Here is a 15870-nt window from a genome sequence, read left to right as displayed (position 1 = left end):
GCTTCGGGCTCAGTCCAGACTCACTATGGAGGCACTGTGAAGGCATTGCAAGGCGTTGAAGGTCAAGTGGCATGGGTTGAGGAGCCGAGTCCTACGTGTGATGTAGGACAAGTACGCATTCGAGTGGCGGCTGCTGGCCTCAATCGCGCCGATTTATTACAGAAAGCGGGGCTGTATCCACCACCGCCAGGCGCCAGCCAAGTGCTCGGTCTCGAGTGCTCTGGTGTGATCAGCGAAGTGGGTGCGGGCAGTTCGTGGCAGGTTGGCGATCGGGTTTGCGCCTTGCTGGCCGGGGGTGGGATGGCCGAAGAGGTGGTGGTCGACGGACGGCACGTGCTGCCGGTGCCCGAAGGCGTTTCGCTGATCGAGGCCGCGGCATTGCCCGAGGTTTATGCAACAGTCTGGTTGAATGTGTTTCAACTTGCGGCGCTCAAACCGGGTGAGAAAGTTCTCTTGCACGCCGGGGCAAGTGGAATCGGTTCAGCGGCCATTCAGTTGTGCAAGGCGTTTGGCAATCCTTGTTGGGTCAGCGTCGGTTCGGCAGAGCGTTTGGCCTACTGTGAGGCGCTGGGGGCCCAGGGCGGGGTAGTGCGCACGGATGATCTGGACAGCTTGCGCGATTTCGGGCCGTTCGATGTGATCCTCGATCCGGTCGGCGGCAATTATTCGGCGCTCAATCTCAAGCTCATGGCGCTGGACGGACGTTGGGTGTTGATCGGATTGATGGGCGGCCGCGAGGCGAAACTCGATTTGGCGCAGGTGTTGGCCAAGCGTGTGCAACTGCTGGGCTCGACGCTGCGCAGCCGCGGTGATCAGTTCAAGGCAGATCTGTTGAGTGACCTGAGCCAGCATGTGTGGCCGCTGTTTGCCGAAGGACGCCTGAAGCCGCAGTTGGCCAAGGCTTTTGCGGTGAAGGATGCCGAGGCGGCGTTTGCCGAGTTGGCGAGCAATACGGTGGCGGGGAAACTGGTGTTGGTGATTGACGAAAGCCTCACCTGACACGACAGAACCCCGTAGGAGCAAGGCTTGCCCGCGAAAGCGTCGTGTCATTCAACGGTGATGTTGACTGACACGACGCTTTTCGCGGGCAAGCCTTGCTCCTACGGGATCGGGTTATTTCCAGAGGTGGATCGGCCAGTTAGCCTTTTGAGCGTGCTCAAGCAGCACTGGATCCGGGTTGACCACATGCGGGAAATCCACTTTCAGCAGCAGAGGCAAATCATTGCGTGAGTCGGAGTAGAAACTCGCGCCCTCCAGATTTTCTTCCTCGGCATCCAGCCACTCCAGCAACCGAGTGATCTTGCCTTCGCGGTAGGTCAGGGTGCCGACCGTATGGCCGCTGTACACGCCATGCGCGACTTCCAGCTCGATGCCGAGAATTTCATCGATACCCAGTCGGTCAGCAATCGGCCTGACCAGGTGCGTACCCGACGCCGAGATTACCAGAATCCGGTCGCCCGCCTTGCGGTGGGCGGCGATGGTTTTGGTGGCGTCACTGAAGATGATCGGTTCGATGAAATCTTCAACCCACGGGCCGACCAGGTGCTCGACCTCTTCCGGCGTGCGCCCGATCAGCGGTTCGAGACTGAATTCCATATAGTCTTCCATGCGCAATTTGCCATGGCTGTAAGCGTCCATCAGTTCGTTGTTTTTGCGCATGAACGACTCGGGATCGACCCAGCCCAAGCGCCCCATCTGCTCGCTCCAGAGGGTGGCGCAGTCGCCGTGGATCAACGTTTCGTCCAGATCAAAAATTGCCAAAGCCATCGGTTCTCTCCGAGAACAGCTGCGAGCTACAAGCTTCGAGCTGCAAGAATTGAAATCAAGTACGCCGCAGTCTACAACTTGAAGCTTGTAGCTCGAAGCTTGCAGCTGCTTTTAAGCTACTTCGCACAGGGCCGTTGGATCGATGGAAAGCGCCAGGCGTTGACCATCGGGATGCAGATCGGCAGCCGAACGATTAAGCACGTCCACGACCAATTCCACGCCCCGCGCTTCGATTCGGTAGCGGATCACGTTGCCGAGCAGGCTGTGGCTGCGAATCTGCGCGTCGAGTTCGCCGTTGAGGCTCAGTTCGATGGCTTCCGGGCGAATGGCGATGCGGTGATTGATCGGGCGCTGCAACAGCTTCGAGGCATCCTCTGCGTCGAGCAGGTTGTAGTTCCCGATAAAGCCTGCCGCGAACACATCGACTGGCGCCGTATACAGCGTTTCAGCATCGCCGCTTTGTACGATTTTTCCCTGATTCATCAGGAAAATCCGGTCAGACATGGTCAGCGCTTCTTCCTGATCGTGTGTGACGAAGATTGTCGTGAGGCCGAGTTCGCGTTGGATCTGCCGGATCTGTTCACGCAGGTGTTTACGAATGCGTGCATCGAGTGCCGACAGCGGTTCATCCAGCAGCAGCAAGCGTGGACGCGTGACCAGCGAGCGGGCGAGGGCGACACGCTGGCACTGGCCGCCGGAAAGTTGATGCGGATAGCGGCTGGCGAAGTCGTTCAGTTCAACCAGTTTCAACACTTCGGCGACACGTTTATGGCTGTCGTCGGCATTGACTTTTTGCATGCGCAAACCGAATGCAACGTTCTGCTCGACGGTCATGTTGGGGAACAGCGCGTAGCTCTGGAACACCATGCCGATCCCGCGCTTTTGTGGGCTCAGCGGCACGATGTCGACGCCATCGAGCAGAATCTTGCCGCCATCCACCGACGTCAGGCCGGCGATGCAACGCAGCAGTGTGGACTTGCCGCAACCGGACGGGCCGAGCAGTGTGACGAACTCGCCCTTGTTGATTTCGCAATCGATGTCGCTGAACACGGTGGTGCCGGCGTAGCTTTTCTGCAGGTGTTGGACGCTGACGTAGCTCATTCGCTTTTGTCCTTGTTCAAGATGTTGGCGATCCAGGTCAGGACCAGCACGAAAAAGAAATACGAGATGACCAGTGCACTGGTGAAGTGGCCGCTGCTGTTGCGCATGTTGTTCAGGTAAACCTGCAGGGTTTCGTAGCGGGTGCCGACGAGGATGTTGGCAAACACGAACTCACCGAACAGGAACGAGAATGACAGCAGCAGCGCGACCATCAGGCCTTTGCGCAGGTTTGGCAGCACCACCAGGAACGCTGCCTGAAAAGTGCTGGCGCCGAGCAGTTGTGCGGCGTCCATCAGGTCGCGCAGGTTGATCGCTTGCAGGTTGTTGGTGATCGCCCGGTACATGAACGGCAGCGCCACGGTGAAGTAGCAACCGATCAGGATCCACGGCGTGCCGACCATCGCCATCGGCCCGGAACCGTAGAGCTGCAACAGCCCCACCGACGACACCACCGGCGGTACCGCGAAGGGCAGCAGGATCAGGATGTTCATCAGCGCATCGAGTTTCGGGAAGTGGTAATGCACCACGAACAGCAGCGGCAGAATCAGCACCACCGACAGCACCAGCGCGCCGACGCACACCAGCAACGACTGGCCGAACGCATGGAGGAAGCGCGGATCGCTCCACAGCTGGATGTACCACTTGAAGGTGAAACCGCTGGGCAGAATGGTCGCCGACCAACTGCTGGCGATCGAGTAGACCAGCGTGCCCGCCAATGGCAGCAACAGAATGGCGAACAACAGGTAAACCACGACGCGGTGGTAGAGGCCGGCGGGGCCGGATTCAGCGCGAGACATGGTAGCTCCTCTTCAACAGCAGTTGATGCACGACGGTGACGATGGTCATCAGTGCCACCAGCACCACGGCGAGGGCACTGGCCAGATTCGGATCGAGGGAAATATCCCCGGAAACCATCGCCGCAATGCGGATCGGCAACACGTTGAAATTGCCGGTAGTCAATGCATATACCGTGGCATAGGCGCCAAGGGCGTTGGCCAGCAGGATCACGAAAGTGCCAAGCAATGCCGGGGTCAGCACCGGCAAACCGATGTGCCGCCAGAACTGCCAGCCGCTGGCGCCGAGCAGTGCGGCGGACTCGCGCCAGTCTTCACGCAAGGCGTCGAAGGCCGGGTAGAGCAGCAGCACGCCAAGCGGGATCTGGAAGTAGGTGTAGAGGATGATCAGCCCGGTTTTCGAGTACAGATTGAAGTCCTGAATGATCCCGGCCTGTTTGAGCATGATGGTGAAGCTGCCGTTGAAACCGAGCAGGATGATGAACGCAAACGCCAAGGGAACACCGGCGAAGTTGCTGGTCATGTTGGCGAAGGCATTCACGAAGTTGCGCAGTTTCGAATCGACCCGGCGCAATGAGTAGGCGCCGAGCACGGCGATGATGATGCCGAACACACTCGACCAGAAACTGATTTCGAGGCTGTACTGGATCGCCTGCAAATAAAACTTCGAACTGAAGATTTTCGTGAAGTTTTCGACGCCCCAACCGAACTCTTCCGATTGCAGGCTGTTGATCATCACCCAGACCAGCGGGGCGATTTCGAAGACGATAAAGAACAGCGCGAAGGGCACCAGCCACAGCGCCGCCAGCCATTTGCCGCGGGTCATGGATTTCACTTGAGCAGCTCCCGGCACACAGGTTTGTCGTGGGGCACACCGAGCAGTTCGCAGACTGTGCCGCAGATCTCGGTCTGTTTTGGTATGGCGCCAGCGTCGAGGCTGAAGGCGTCACCGAGGACGAACAGCGGTACCTGACGTTCTTCCGGCAGCAGGCCGTTGTGCGAGCGGTCGTTGTTCATGCCGTGGTCGGCGGTTACCAGCACTTGATAACCGGCATCGAGCCAGGTCTGCAAATAGTCAGCAAGGATGATGTCTGCCGAGCGCGCGCTGTTGCGGTACTGCGAGCTGTCGAGGCCGTGCTTGTGCCCGGCGTCGTCGATGTTCATCGGGTGGATCAGCAGGAAGTTCGGCGCGTGGCGCAGGCGCAGGTTTTCCGCGTCGGCGAACAGGTGCGAATCCGGGTAGTGATCGTTCCAGTAGAAGTGCCCGTGCTGGATTGGCAGATCCGGGTCGTCGGTATGACGGTCGCGGGCGGCCACGAAAGGCGAGCGGTTATACAACTCGCTGACCCAGTGATAGGCCGCAGCGGCGGTTTTCAGGCTGGCGTCGCGAGCGTAGTGATAGATGCTGCGCTGATTGGACAGGCGCGAGATGTTGTTGTGGACGATGCCGCTGTCGATCGGCGGCACACCGGTGAGGATGCATTCATAAAGCGGTCGGGACAGGGCCGGCAACTCGCACTCCAACTGGTAGAGCGCGGCGCGTCCTGCGCCAACATAAGCCTGCAGATGCCCCATGGCGTGGCGCGCGACCTCGTAATTGAGGCCGTCGAGCACGACAAGGATGACGTTGTGCTTCATAGGGGCAAAAACTCCGCGAAACAGAAAATTCAAGATTCAACCTGGATCTCCTGTAGGAGTGAGCCTGCTCGCGATAGCGGTGGATCAGTCAAGACTGTTGTTGAATGTTCGACCGCTATCGCGAGCAGGCTCACTCCTGCATGGGGATTTGTTTCAGATCACAAAGTGGTGATCAGCCGCTTTACTTCATCTCTACGATGACTTCTTCGTTCCACTTCTGCGGCAGGGCCTTGGAGGTTTTTTCCCATGCGTCGGCGTCTTTGATCGGGGTAACCTTTTTGTACTGCTCGTTCGGCAGCAGTTTGGCCTTCACGTCTTCCGGCAGTTGCAGGTGCTCGGCGCGGATCGGGCGGGCATTGCCGCGGGCGAGGTTGGTCTGGCCGGCGTCGCTGAAGATGTATTCGCGGGTCAGCTTGGCGGCGTTAGGATTTTTTGCGTACTTGTTGATGATCGTGGTGTAGCCGGAAATCACCGAGCCGTCGGACGGGATCAGCACCACGTAGTCATCCGGGTTGGCCATCTTGGCCTTGTAGCTCAGGCCGTTGAAGTCCCAGACCACGCCGACTTCGATCTCGCCTTTTTCCATGGTGGCGATGGTCGGGTTGGCCATCGACAGTCGACCTTGCTTGGCGATGTCGGCGAACAGCAGCAGCGCAGGCTGGATGTTTTTCTCGTCGCCACCGTTGGCCAGGGCAGCAGCGAGAACGCCGTTGGCCGCTTGTGCGGCGGTGCTCACGTCACCGATGGAAACCTTGTATTTGCCGCCCTTGAGGTCAGCCCATTTGGTCGGTACTTCGGAACCGTGCAACAGCTTCTTGTTGACGATGAAAGCGATGGTGCCGGTGTAGGCCAGGGCCCAGTTGCCGTCCTTGTCCTTGGCCCAGTCCGGGACTTGATCCCAGGTGCTTGGCTTGTACGGTTGCACCACGCCTTGCTTGACCGCAATCGGGCCGAAGGCGGCACCGACGTCGCCGATGTCGGCGCTGGCGTTGTCTTTTTCCGCGGCGAACTTGGCGATTTCCTGAGCCGAGCTCATGTCGGTGTCGATATGTTTTAGGCCGTAGGTCTTGGCCAGGTCTTCCCAGGTGCCTTTCCAGTTGGCCCAGTCATCGGGCATGCCGACGCTGTTGACGGCGCCTTCCGCTTTCGCAGCGGCTTCGAGGGTTTTCAGATCGGTGCCCGCCGCCATGGCGGAGGTGCACATAACAATGGTCGAGCCTAACAGTGTTGCCAGGAAAAGCTGTTTCATTCCGAAGCTCCTTGGTCGTGTTCAACGCTGCGATTGCGGTTTGTGTTGGTCTAGGTCAGCAATACCTGAGCCAATTTAAGGGGGCTGGATGACACTTTGATGTCGGTGGCCCTGCGGCAAGCCTTTTGTTTGCCCGATATCAGCGGCTGCCAGATAAGCGTAGACCATGCCCAGGCCCCGGCTGACAAGGGACTTGGCCGATGTATTGCAAGTCATGAGAGCGACCGTTGGGTAGTTTTGTCATCTCTCGGTCATCTGTACTGCCTAGGCTTGCAACACACGGAAACGCTTCGTTGGCCGTGTGGTTTTGCCCTGAAACAGTGCTGGTCTAGTCCAGATAGGTAACGTTGATGCGCGATGAGGCAACAAAAGCGGTGACAGCGATTGGCCAGGTGTTGCAGGAACAGCTCGATCACGGGTTGTTGGCTGCAGGCAGCAAGTTGCCGGCCGAGCGCAAGCTCAGTGAGTTGTTTGGTACGACGCGGATTACCGTGCGCGAGGCGTTGTTACAGCTGGAGGCGCAGGGGCAGATTTATCGCGAGGAGCGGCGGGGCTGGTTTGTGTCGCCGCCGCGTCTGGCTTACAACCTGATGCAGCGCAGTCACTTTCACGCGATGGTCAGTGCGCAGGGGCGGGAGCCTTCGACCGAGGTGATTTCGGCGCGGTTGCAGCCGGCTTCGGCGGCGGTGTGTGCCTGGTTGCAGCTGCCGGCGTTGTCGAGCGTGATTCAGATTTGCCGGTCGCGGCGCATTGATGGGCGGTTGGTGTTGTATGTGGAGCACTATTTGAATCCGCAATTTTTTCCCGGGATTCTGGAGTTTGATTTGAATCAGTCGATTACTGAGTTGTATGCGCGGCATTACGATTTGCACTATGGGCGGGTGCGGTTTGAGATTGTTCCTACGTCGTTGTCGGTGGATGCGGCGGCGGCTTTGCGGGTGTCTGTGGGGAGCCCGGGATTAAGGATTGCTCGGGTTAATTATGATCAGCATGAGCGGTTGATTGATTGTGATCTGGAGTTTTGGCGGCATGATGCGATTCACGTCGGGGTTGATGTGGTTTGATGGTTTGTGTGTGTATATCCGTTGCTGCGGTGATGGCTGCTTAGGGTTTCGCCCTGACGGCGAGTTACTTTTTTGACAAACGCCTCAAAAAAGTAAGCAAAAAAAGGCTTGCCCCAGCGTTCGGCCCTCGCAGGCTCGGATTCCTTCGCTCCGGGATCGATCCGGGCGCATCGCCTACGGTTTGCTTCGCTGCACCTCCTCTCGATGCATTTGGCTTCGCCAAACGGTCGCTGCGCTCCCACCCCCGGATCAATCCCTCCACTCAGCCTGCCGACGGGCCTTCTAGATCAAGAGCTTTACTCGAGCTAACGCTCATCGTGTTGAGTGGGGCGGCATGCGCCGCGTTTGGGGTGTACTCGTTTTTTTGTGACAGTGATGGCGGCCTGGCAGCCGACCATTCTCTGGCAGGCTGCACGCGGTCCATTGTGGGAGCTAGCCCTGCTGGCGATGGCGGCCTGACAGCCGACCATTCTCTGGCAGGCTGCACGCGGTCCAAATGTGGGAGCTAGCCTGCTGGCGATGGCGGCCTGACAGCCGACCATTTTCTGGCAGGCTGCACGCGGTCCATTGTGGGAGCTAGCCCTGCTGGCGATGGCGGCCTGGCAGCCGACCATTCTCTGGCAGGCTGCACGCGGTCCAAATGTGGGAGCTAGCCTGCTGGCGATGGCGGCCTGACAGCCGACCAATTTCTGGCAGGCTGCACATGGTCCAAATGTGGGAGCGAGCCTGCTCGCGATGGCAACCTGACAGCCGACCAATTTCTGGCAGGCTGCACATGGTCCAAATGTGGGAGCGAGCCTGCTCGCGAAGGCGCCCGAACAGCCGACCAATCTCTGGCAGGCTGCACATGGTCTAGATGTAGGAGCGAGCCTGCTCGCGAAAGCGCCCCCACAATCGCCCTAATCCCTGTCCTTATTTGCCTACCCCCGCATTGGCATACAAATAATCGGTCGCCAACGAGGCGAGTGTCCTCACGCCCACCACCAGTGCCGATTCATCCACGAAGAAACCTGGGTTGTGATTCGGCGCCGCTTTGCTCATGTCCTGATCCCGTGGCGTCACCCCGAGAAATACAAACAATCCCGGCACTTCCTTGGCATAGAAAGAAAAGTCTTCTGCGCCGCCCACCAGCGGGGCATTCACCACGTCGTCCTTGGCCGCCCACTTCAACGTCGGTAGCATTTTTTCGGTGAGTGCCGGGTTGTTAATCGTCGGGTCGTATTTTTCGATGATGGTGACGTCCGCTTTCGCACCACCGCTTTCTGCGATTTTTTCGATGGTCTGGCGTACGTCGGCGTGCAGTTTCTGGCGGATGCCGTAGTCGTAGGAGCGGATCGTTCCGCTCATGTCGACCGATTCGGGAATGATGTTGTAACGCGTCCCGCCATTGATCGTGCCGATGCTGACCACCGATGGATAAGACGAGATGTCGGTGCGGCGGCTGACTACGGTTTGCAGGCCGACGATGGTTTGGGCGCCGACGGTGATCGGGTCGATGCCGTCCCAGGGGCGGCCGGCGTGGGTTTGTTTGCCGAGGATTTTGATGCGCAGGTCGTCGGAGCTGGCCAGGGTCGGGCCGGGGCGGTAGGCGATTTGGCCGGCGGGGACGCCGGCCCAGACGTGCAGGCCGAAGACGGCGTCGGGTCTGGGTGATTTCATCACGCCTTCCTCGACCATCATTTTCGCGCCCCAGGTGTTTTTGCCGTCGGGGATGAAGTCGCTCGGGCCCTCTTCGGCAGGCTGGAAGTAGAACACCACGGTGCCGGGCAGGGTGTCGCGCATGCCGGTGAGAATTTTTGCCGTGCTCAGCAGGATGGCGGTGTGGGCGTCGTGGCCGCAGGCGTGCATGACGTCGACTTCTTTGTCGAGGTAGGTGCCTTTGGCTTTCGAGGCGAAGGGCAGGTTGGAGACTTCTTTGACCGGCAGCGCGTCCATGTCGGCGCGCAGGGCTACGGTCGGGCCGGGCAGGGCGCCTTTGAGGATGGCAACGACGCCGGTGCGGGCGACGCCGGTTTTGACTTCCAGGCCCATGGCTTTCAGTTGTTTGGCGACTAACTCGGACGTGCGCTTTTCGTTGTTGCCGAGCTCGGGGTGGGCATGGATGTCGCGGCGGGTTTCCAGCAATTCGGGTTCGAGCTTTTGCGCTTGTTCGGCAATTTGCGTACGGGTGCTGTCCATTGTCGCCGCGCCGGCGTGGCCGGCGAAAAGGGTGAGTAGTACGGCTTGGGCAATGCGCGTCAGTAGCATCGGGCTCTCCTTGATTATTGTTGTTAGGGCTTCTCTGCCTGTGACTGCAACCGCGCGCGCGCGTGCGTGCTATTCCTTCGGCTGGCCGCCACCGGCAGTGATCACTTGTACGCTCATGCGCGGTGTTGCCAGATCCAGTCCAGCCTCATCCAGATGGCGCTTGAGCGACAGGTTGAACGCTCGGGAAACTTCCCATTGTTTGATCGGCGCGGTCTTGAACCGAGCCCGCAGAATCGCGCTGCCGGACTCGAAACTTTCCACGCCCTGAATCTCCAGTGGCGACCAGATATTGCGCCGCTGCAGCGGATCGGTGCGCATCTTCTGGCCGACATCGCGCATCAGTTTGATCGCGTCGTCGATTTCCATGTTGTACGGCACCGCGACGCGGAAGATCGCGTAGCCGAATTCCCGCGAGTAGTTCTTGATGCTTTTGATTTCGCTGAACGGGATGGTGTGGACAATGCCGTCGATATCGCGCAGACGCACGGTGCGGATGGTCAGGCCTTCGACGGTGCCGAGGTGGCCGCCGACGTCGACGTAATCGTCGATGGCCAGCGAGTCTTCAATGATGATGAAAAGACCGGTGATCAGGTCGGCGACCAGCGACTGGGCGCCGAAACCGATGGCCAGACCGATCACACCGGCACCGGCCAGCAGTGGCGTGACGTTCATGCCCATGTTCGCCAGCGCAACGATCAGCGCGATGATGAAGATCGCCACGAAAAGCACATTGCGGATCAGCGGCATCATCGTTTGCGCGCGTGCATTGGCCAGGCCTTTGCGCGAGCGGGTTAGGGCGTGGTGCACGGCGGTGTCGGCGAGGATCCAGATCAGCCAGGAGAAAATCAGCGTGCCGATCAGACTGAACAGTTTGACGCTGATGTCATGGCCCTCGCCCTCGGCGAAACCGATCAGCGACTGGCCCCACACGCGCAGGCCAAGTTCGATGAAGGCCAGCCACACCAGCAAGTGCGCGAGGGTGTAAAAGAAGCTTTTCAGCCGCTCGGAATACAGCGCGTGACGTTTTGGCCCGCGTTGCGGTTTCAGTGAGTGGCGACGCACCAGACCGTTGATGACCATGCATAACACCAGCAGCACGGTGCAGATCAGTGACTGGCGTAGCGCGGTGCTGGTGTCGCCGGCGGAGACGAAGGTGGCGAACAGCGAGATGCCGACCAGCACCAGCGCCGGCACGTACCAGAAGGTGCCGAGGATATCGATGGTGTCGCTGAGGGCGCGGCGGGTCAGCCGTCGTGACAGCGGCTGATTGCGGATCAGGTGTGCCACCGGCCGACGGAAACGCAGGATGAACAACCCGGTGGAGAACGCCGCGAGAACATTGGCCACGGTCGCGGCGGTGTGCGCCAGATGCACACCGAGGCTCTCGACCAGGCGTGGATCGCTCAACGCCTCACCGAACGCGGCGAAGCTGCCGATCAGCCACAGCGGCCGAAAGGCCTGATGACGCAGGATGTACAGCGCGCGATGGCGGTGCGGGCCATCGAGCAGAGAAAACGCGATCACGCAGATCGCCGAGAAACAGGTACCGACAACCAGTGCGTAAGCCAGCACCATCGCCAGGCTTTTGCCCAATGACGAGGGCAGCGCGTAGCTCATGTAGACCGTGATGACCAATGCGATCAGCCACGGCCCGAGTTTGCGCAGAGCGAAGCGCAGCATGTCGAGGGCTTTGGGGTGCTGCGGCAGTTCTTCGGTCAGGCCGAAACGCATTCGTACCCGATGACCGAGCCAGATCAGCGCGGCGGCGAGCAGGCTCCAGACCATGAGGATCATCGCGAAAGCGAAGATGATCGGCAGCCACTCGCTGGCTGGCAGCATCAACGCAGACAATTCATCCCGGGCGAGGCTGAACTCGGTGGACCAACGCTTGATTGGACTGTCGTCGCCGGTAAATTGCTTCTCGAACGTGGCGAGAGTGCCGCCGATCAGCCCGAGCACGCCTTCTTCCTGGGTCGCCTGGGCTTTTTTCGTGGCGTCGCGCAGTTTTTTCAGGTCGGTCAGCAACTGTGCGCGTTGCTTGTCGTTTTCCAACGACTTGATGACTTCGTCGAGGGACTGGCCGAGCGGTTCCTGGGCCTCGGGCTGCGTCTTGGTGGTGTTGAGCAGGCCCGGCAGGCCGACCGCTTGGGCGGGGGCCAGCGGCAGCAGCATCATCAGGCAGACGAGAAACAGACTGGGCAAAGCAAAAAGACGAGCGAACACTAGGCGGTCAACCTCGCAAGGGGCGGATTCGCTGGAGTGTACGAGGCCCACCCAATCAATGCGAGCCGTCGCGGATTATTCGTTGAGTTTGGCGAGGATCTTGTAGACCACGGTGGCAAGAATCATCAGCATGCCGATCCACATGGCGAACACGCCGGCGTTCTTGTCGCGGAAGTTGAAGCCGATGGCCAGCAGGATCATCCCGGTCAGGATGGGAATGAGCATGGCGTGAAACGAAGACATCGAGATCATGGAGACTGCCTTGTCGAAATGAATGATGGAAGTCTAGGTCGGATTCGGCTGACCAAGGCTGATGTGTATCAGAAATGAGCCGGTTTTGCTTTGATCGTGTGGCGAGGGAGCTTGCTCCCGCTCGACTGCGTAGCAGTCGCAATACCTGAGTTCGCGATATGACTGATCATCGCGGCGGCAGGTCGGGGCTGCTTCGCAGCCCAGCGGGAGCAAGCTCCCTCGCCACAAAAGCAGGGTTTACGGCAATTCGTGGCAGGCGTAGAACGCGCTCAGCACTTTGACCAGGTGCGCGAGGTCGTGGCTGCCGCACAGTTCGCGGATCGAGTGCATGGCGAAAGTCGGCAGGCCGATATCGACGGTGCGCACGCCCAGATGGCTGGCGGTGATCGGGCCGATGGTCGAGCCGCAGCCCATGTCGCTGCGCACCACGAAGCTTTGCACCGGCACTTCTTCGGCCATGCACAGATGGCGGAAGAACCCGGCGGTTTCGCTGTTGGTGGCGTAACGCTGGTTGCTGTTGACCTTGATCACCGGGCCGGCGTTGAGTTTCGGGCCGTGGTTGGCGTCATGCTTCTCGGCGTAGTTGGGATGTACGCCGTGGGCGTTGTCGGCCGAGACCAGCAGGGATTTCTGAATGGTGCGGACGAACTCGTCACCTTCCGGCAACAGGCGACGCAGGGTCTGTTCGAGCATCGGGCCGTCGGCGCCACAGGCTGAGCAGGAACCGACCTCTTCGTGGTCGTTGCACACCAGCACGCACGTTTCGTCGGTCTCGGCAGTGAGCAAGGCTTGTAGACCGGCGTAACACGACAGCAGGTTGTCGAGGCGTGCGCCGGCAATGAAATCGCCGTTCAGGCCAATCACTGCAGCACTTTGCGTGTCATAGAAACTCAGCTCGTAATCGAGCACGACGTCGGCGTTCAAACCATGTTCGCGCGCCAGTTGATCGGTGAGTACCGCGCGGAAATCGACGCGCTCGTCACCGGCGAACTGCGCGAGGATCGGCGGCAACTCGGTCTGCGCGTTGATCGCCCAGCCCTGATTGGCTTCACGGTTGAGGTGAATGGCCAGGTTGGGAATGATCGCGATCGGCGCCTTGAAGTCGATCAGTTGGCTTTCGACCTTGCCGTCGCGGCGGAAGGTCACGCGGCCGGCCAGCGACAGATCACGATCGAACCACGGCGCCAGCAGCGCACCGCCGTAGACCTCGACGCCCAGTTGCCAGAAACCCTGACGTTGCAGTTCCGGTTGCGGCTTGACCCGCAGGCACGGGCTGTCGGTGTGCGCGCCGACCAGGCGGATGCCGCCGTGCAACGGCGAGTGGCGGCCCATTTTGATCGCGACGATCGAGGAGTCGTTACGGGTGACGTAATAGCGGCCGTTGGCCTCGGTGGTCCACGGCTCGCGTTCGTCGAGGCGCACAAAACCGGCGGCCTCCAGACGTTGAACAAGGCTGGCAGTGGCATGGAACGGGGTAGGGGAGGCCTTGAGGAAGTCGATCAGGCCTTGGTTCAACTCTTCGCGCATAAGAAGCTCCAGACAGCAATGGCCGGGAGTTTAACGCATCGGCCCAAGCCTTGGGACATGACAACATCTCAATGTAGGAGCAGCGGCACGCTGCGATCTTCTGATTCTGGTCTTTAGGATCAAAAGATCGCAGCGTGCCGCAGCGCCTACAGAGGGTACGGTCAGAACGGGGCCGGGCATTCGAAACGCAAACGCTCGCCGGACTGCGGGTGGGTGAAGCTCAACATGCTCGCGTGCAGGCACAGGCGTGGCCAGGCAGCGAGGGCTTGCTCATGGGCGTAGAGTCCGTCGCCCAACAGCGGGTGGCCGATGGACAACATGTGTACGCGCAACTGGTGCGAACGGCCGGTGATCGGTGTCAACTCGACGCGGCACCAGTCGCCGCAACGCTCCAGCACACGCCAGAAGGTCAGCGCGTGTTTGCCGAATTCATGATCGACCACATGACGCGGCTTGGTCGGCGGATCGTAGCGCAGGGGCAGATCGATGCTGCCGCTGTCCAGCTCCGGTTGTCCCCAAGCGAGGGCAGTGTAAGCCTTCTCTGTTTCACGGTCGTGAAACTGGCGTGACAGTTCGCGATGAGTGTCTGCATCACGCGCGAGCAGGATGATGCCGGAGGTTTCCCAATCGAGGCGGTGGACGATACGCGCTTCCGGGTAGCCGTTTTCCTGCAAGCGGGTAATCAGGCAGTCCTTGTTGTCGTCGGCGCGACCGGGTACCGAGAGCAGCAGGGTCGGTTTGTCGACCACCAGTACGGCGGCGTCCTGATGGATGATGCGGATGTTGGACAACGGCATTAAAACAGCCTCGTAACAAATGCCAACGGCGGTTCAGGGTCATTCCCGTTTCGGGAATGGACCTGAACCGCCGTCGTTCCTGCCGGATCGACTCAGCGATCGGGCAGGGTGATGTTGAGTTCCAGAATCGAGCAACTGCCCTGGCTTTCCAGTGCAACATGTACGTCGTCGTTGCCGATATTGACGTACTTGCGGATCACGTCGACCAGTTCCTTCTGCAAGGCTGGCAAGTAATCCGGCGTGCTGCGCTGGCCGCGCTCATGCGCCACGATGATCTGTAGACGCTCTTTCGCTACCGAGGCGGTACTTGGCTTTTTGTTGGCACGAAAGAAGTCAAAAAGGTTCATTACCTACCTCCAAACAGGCGCTCGAAGAATCCCTTCTTCTCGACATCGAGGAAACGGTGGGCTTTTTCTTTGCCCAGCAAGCGGTCGACGGTATCGCTATAAGCCTGACCGGCATCGCTCTGGTCGTCGAGAATCACCGGTACGCCCTGGTTGGATGCCTTGAGCACCGCCTGGGATTCCGGGATTACGCCGAGCAGGGTTACCGAGAGGATTTCCTTGACGTCTTCAACGCCCAGCATTTCGCCTTTTTCAACACGCTCCGGGTGGTAGCGAGTGATCAGCAGGTGTTCCTTGATCGGGTCTTCGCCACGTTCGGCGCGGCGCGATTTGCTCGCCAGCAGGCCGAGCATGCGGTCCGAATCTCGTACCGAGGACACTTCCGGGTTGGTCACGACGATCGCTTCATCAGCGAAGTACATGGCCAGGTGGGCACCTTTCTCGATGCCGGCCGGCGAGTCGCAGACGACGAACTCGAATTGTTCCTTGAGCTCCATCAGGACTTTTTCCACGCCTTCGACGGTCAGCGCGTCTTTGTCGCGGGTCTGACTGGCGGCCAGTACGTAGAGGTTCTCCAGGCGCTTGTCTTTGATCAGTGCCTGTTGCAGGTTGGCTTCGCCGTTGACCACGTTGACGAAGTCATACACCACGCGGCGCTCGCAACCCATGATCAGGTCAAGGTTACGCAAGCCCACGTCGAAGTCGACGATCACTGTTTTGTGGCCGCGCAGAGCGAGGCCGGTACCGATAGCGGCGCTGGTGGTGGTCTTACCCACACCACCCTTGCCGGATGTAACCACGAGAATCTTGGCCAAGGTGTTTCACCCCTAAGGAAGAAGGACTTTTTAGCCCCTGAAAAACATCTCT

Annotated in this window: 15 protein-coding genes; 2 read left to right on the top strand and 13 right to left on the bottom strand. The window is 59.7% G+C overall.

What is annotated here, in order from left to right; genetic code table 11:
* Window positions 1–36 precede the first annotated feature (36 nt).
* Window positions 37–999: a zinc-binding dehydrogenase gene (locus JFT91_RS26725; protein WP_201227337.1), complete on the top strand. Its 963-nt coding sequence runs from the start codon at window positions 37–39 to the stop codon at window positions 997–999.
* A gap of 114 nt (window positions 1000–1113) precedes the next feature.
* Here the strand turns inward: JFT91_RS26725 and JFT91_RS26720 are convergent, their stop codons facing one another.
* From JFT91_RS26720 to JFT91_RS26695, 6 genes are all read right to left on the bottom strand, one after another.
* Window positions 1114–1767, bottom strand: coding sequence for an HAD family hydrolase (locus JFT91_RS26720; protein WP_201227336.1), 654 nt, complete (start codon window positions 1765–1767; stop codon window positions 1114–1116).
* Window positions 1768–1878: 111 nt separating this feature from the next.
* Complete coding sequence (locus JFT91_RS26715) at window positions 1879–2868, bottom strand: ABC transporter ATP-binding protein (protein WP_201148465.1); 990 nt, start codon at window positions 2866–2868, stop codon at window positions 1879–1881.
* Window positions 2865–3665, bottom strand: coding sequence for an ABC transporter permease (locus JFT91_RS26710; RefSeq protein ID WP_034156555.1), 801 nt, complete (start codon window positions 3663–3665; stop codon window positions 2865–2867). Before JFT91_RS26710 ends, JFT91_RS26715 begins: the two co-directional genes overlap by 4 nt.
* Window positions 3652–4488, bottom strand: coding sequence for an ABC transporter permease (locus tag JFT91_RS26705; protein ID WP_201148474.1), 837 nt, complete (start codon window positions 4486–4488; stop codon window positions 3652–3654). The genes JFT91_RS26710 and JFT91_RS26705 overlap by 14 nt, the downstream gene beginning before the upstream one ends.
* A gap of 5 nt (window positions 4489–4493) precedes the next feature.
* Window positions 4494–5300 carry an alkaline phosphatase family protein gene (locus tag JFT91_RS26700; RefSeq protein ID WP_201234371.1) on the bottom strand — a complete coding sequence of 269 codons (807 nt, stop codon included), beginning with the start codon at window positions 5298–5300 and terminating at the stop codon, window positions 4494–4496.
* 181 nt (window positions 5301–5481) lie between these two features.
* On the bottom strand, window positions 5482–6549 hold the full coding sequence (locus tag JFT91_RS26695; protein ID WP_201234370.1) for an ABC transporter substrate-binding protein: 1068 nt from the start codon (window positions 6547–6549) through the stop codon (window positions 5482–5484).
* A gap of 350 nt (window positions 6550–6899) precedes the next feature.
* Between JFT91_RS26695 and JFT91_RS26690 the strand changes: the two genes are divergently transcribed.
* Entirely contained in the window at window positions 6900–7613 is a 714-nt protein-coding gene (locus JFT91_RS26690) for a UTRA domain-containing protein (protein WP_201227334.1), read from the top strand.
* Window positions 7614–8525: 912 nt separating this feature from the next.
* Here JFT91_RS26690 and JFT91_RS26685 read toward each other — a convergent pair.
* From JFT91_RS26685 to minD, 7 genes are all read right to left on the bottom strand, one after another.
* The gene (locus JFT91_RS26685) at window positions 8526–9860 is read right to left on the bottom strand and encodes an amidohydrolase (RefSeq protein ID WP_201201952.1); all 1335 of its coding nucleotides are present in this window, start codon (window positions 9858–9860) and stop codon (window positions 8526–8528) included.
* Window positions 9861–9929: 69 nt separating this feature from the next.
* Complete coding sequence (locus tag JFT91_RS26680) at window positions 9930–12083, bottom strand: mechanosensitive ion channel domain-containing protein (RefSeq protein WP_201234369.1); 2154 nt, start codon at window positions 12081–12083, stop codon at window positions 9930–9932.
* Window positions 12084–12158: 75 nt separating this feature from the next.
* Complete coding sequence (locus JFT91_RS26675; RefSeq protein WP_201148638.1) at window positions 12159–12335, bottom strand: hypothetical protein; 177 nt, start codon at window positions 12333–12335, stop codon at window positions 12159–12161.
* Window positions 12336–12572: 237 nt separating this feature from the next.
* A complete protein-coding gene (locus JFT91_RS26670) occupies window positions 12573–13862 on the bottom strand; it encodes a M18 family aminopeptidase (protein WP_201227331.1) in 1290 nt (429 codons plus the stop codon).
* A 161-nt stretch (window positions 13863–14023) separates the two neighbouring features.
* A complete protein-coding gene (locus JFT91_RS26665) occupies window positions 14024–14659 on the bottom strand; it encodes an RluA family pseudouridine synthase (protein WP_008080882.1) in 636 nt (211 codons plus the stop codon).
* A 92-nt stretch (window positions 14660–14751) separates the two neighbouring features.
* Window positions 14752–15006: a cell division topological specificity factor MinE gene (minE, locus tag JFT91_RS26660; protein WP_003223146.1), complete on the bottom strand. Its 255-nt coding sequence runs from the start codon at window positions 15004–15006 to the stop codon at window positions 14752–14754.
* Window positions 15006–15818 carry a septum site-determining protein MinD gene (gene minD / locus JFT91_RS26655; RefSeq protein WP_007913953.1) on the bottom strand — a complete coding sequence of 271 codons (813 nt, stop codon included), beginning with the start codon at window positions 15816–15818 and terminating at the stop codon, window positions 15006–15008. The genes minE and minD overlap by 1 nt, the downstream gene beginning before the upstream one ends.
* Window positions 15819–15870: the final 52 nt, after the last annotated feature.

The sequence above is a fragment of the Pseudomonas sp. TH08 genome, from assembly GCF_016651275.1.
Classification (GTDB): Bacteria; Pseudomonadota; Gammaproteobacteria; order Pseudomonadales; family Pseudomonadaceae; genus Aquipseudomonas.
The sequence above is the reverse complement of the archived record's forward strand: the minus strand, read 5'-3'. Positions and strand labels throughout refer to the sequence as shown.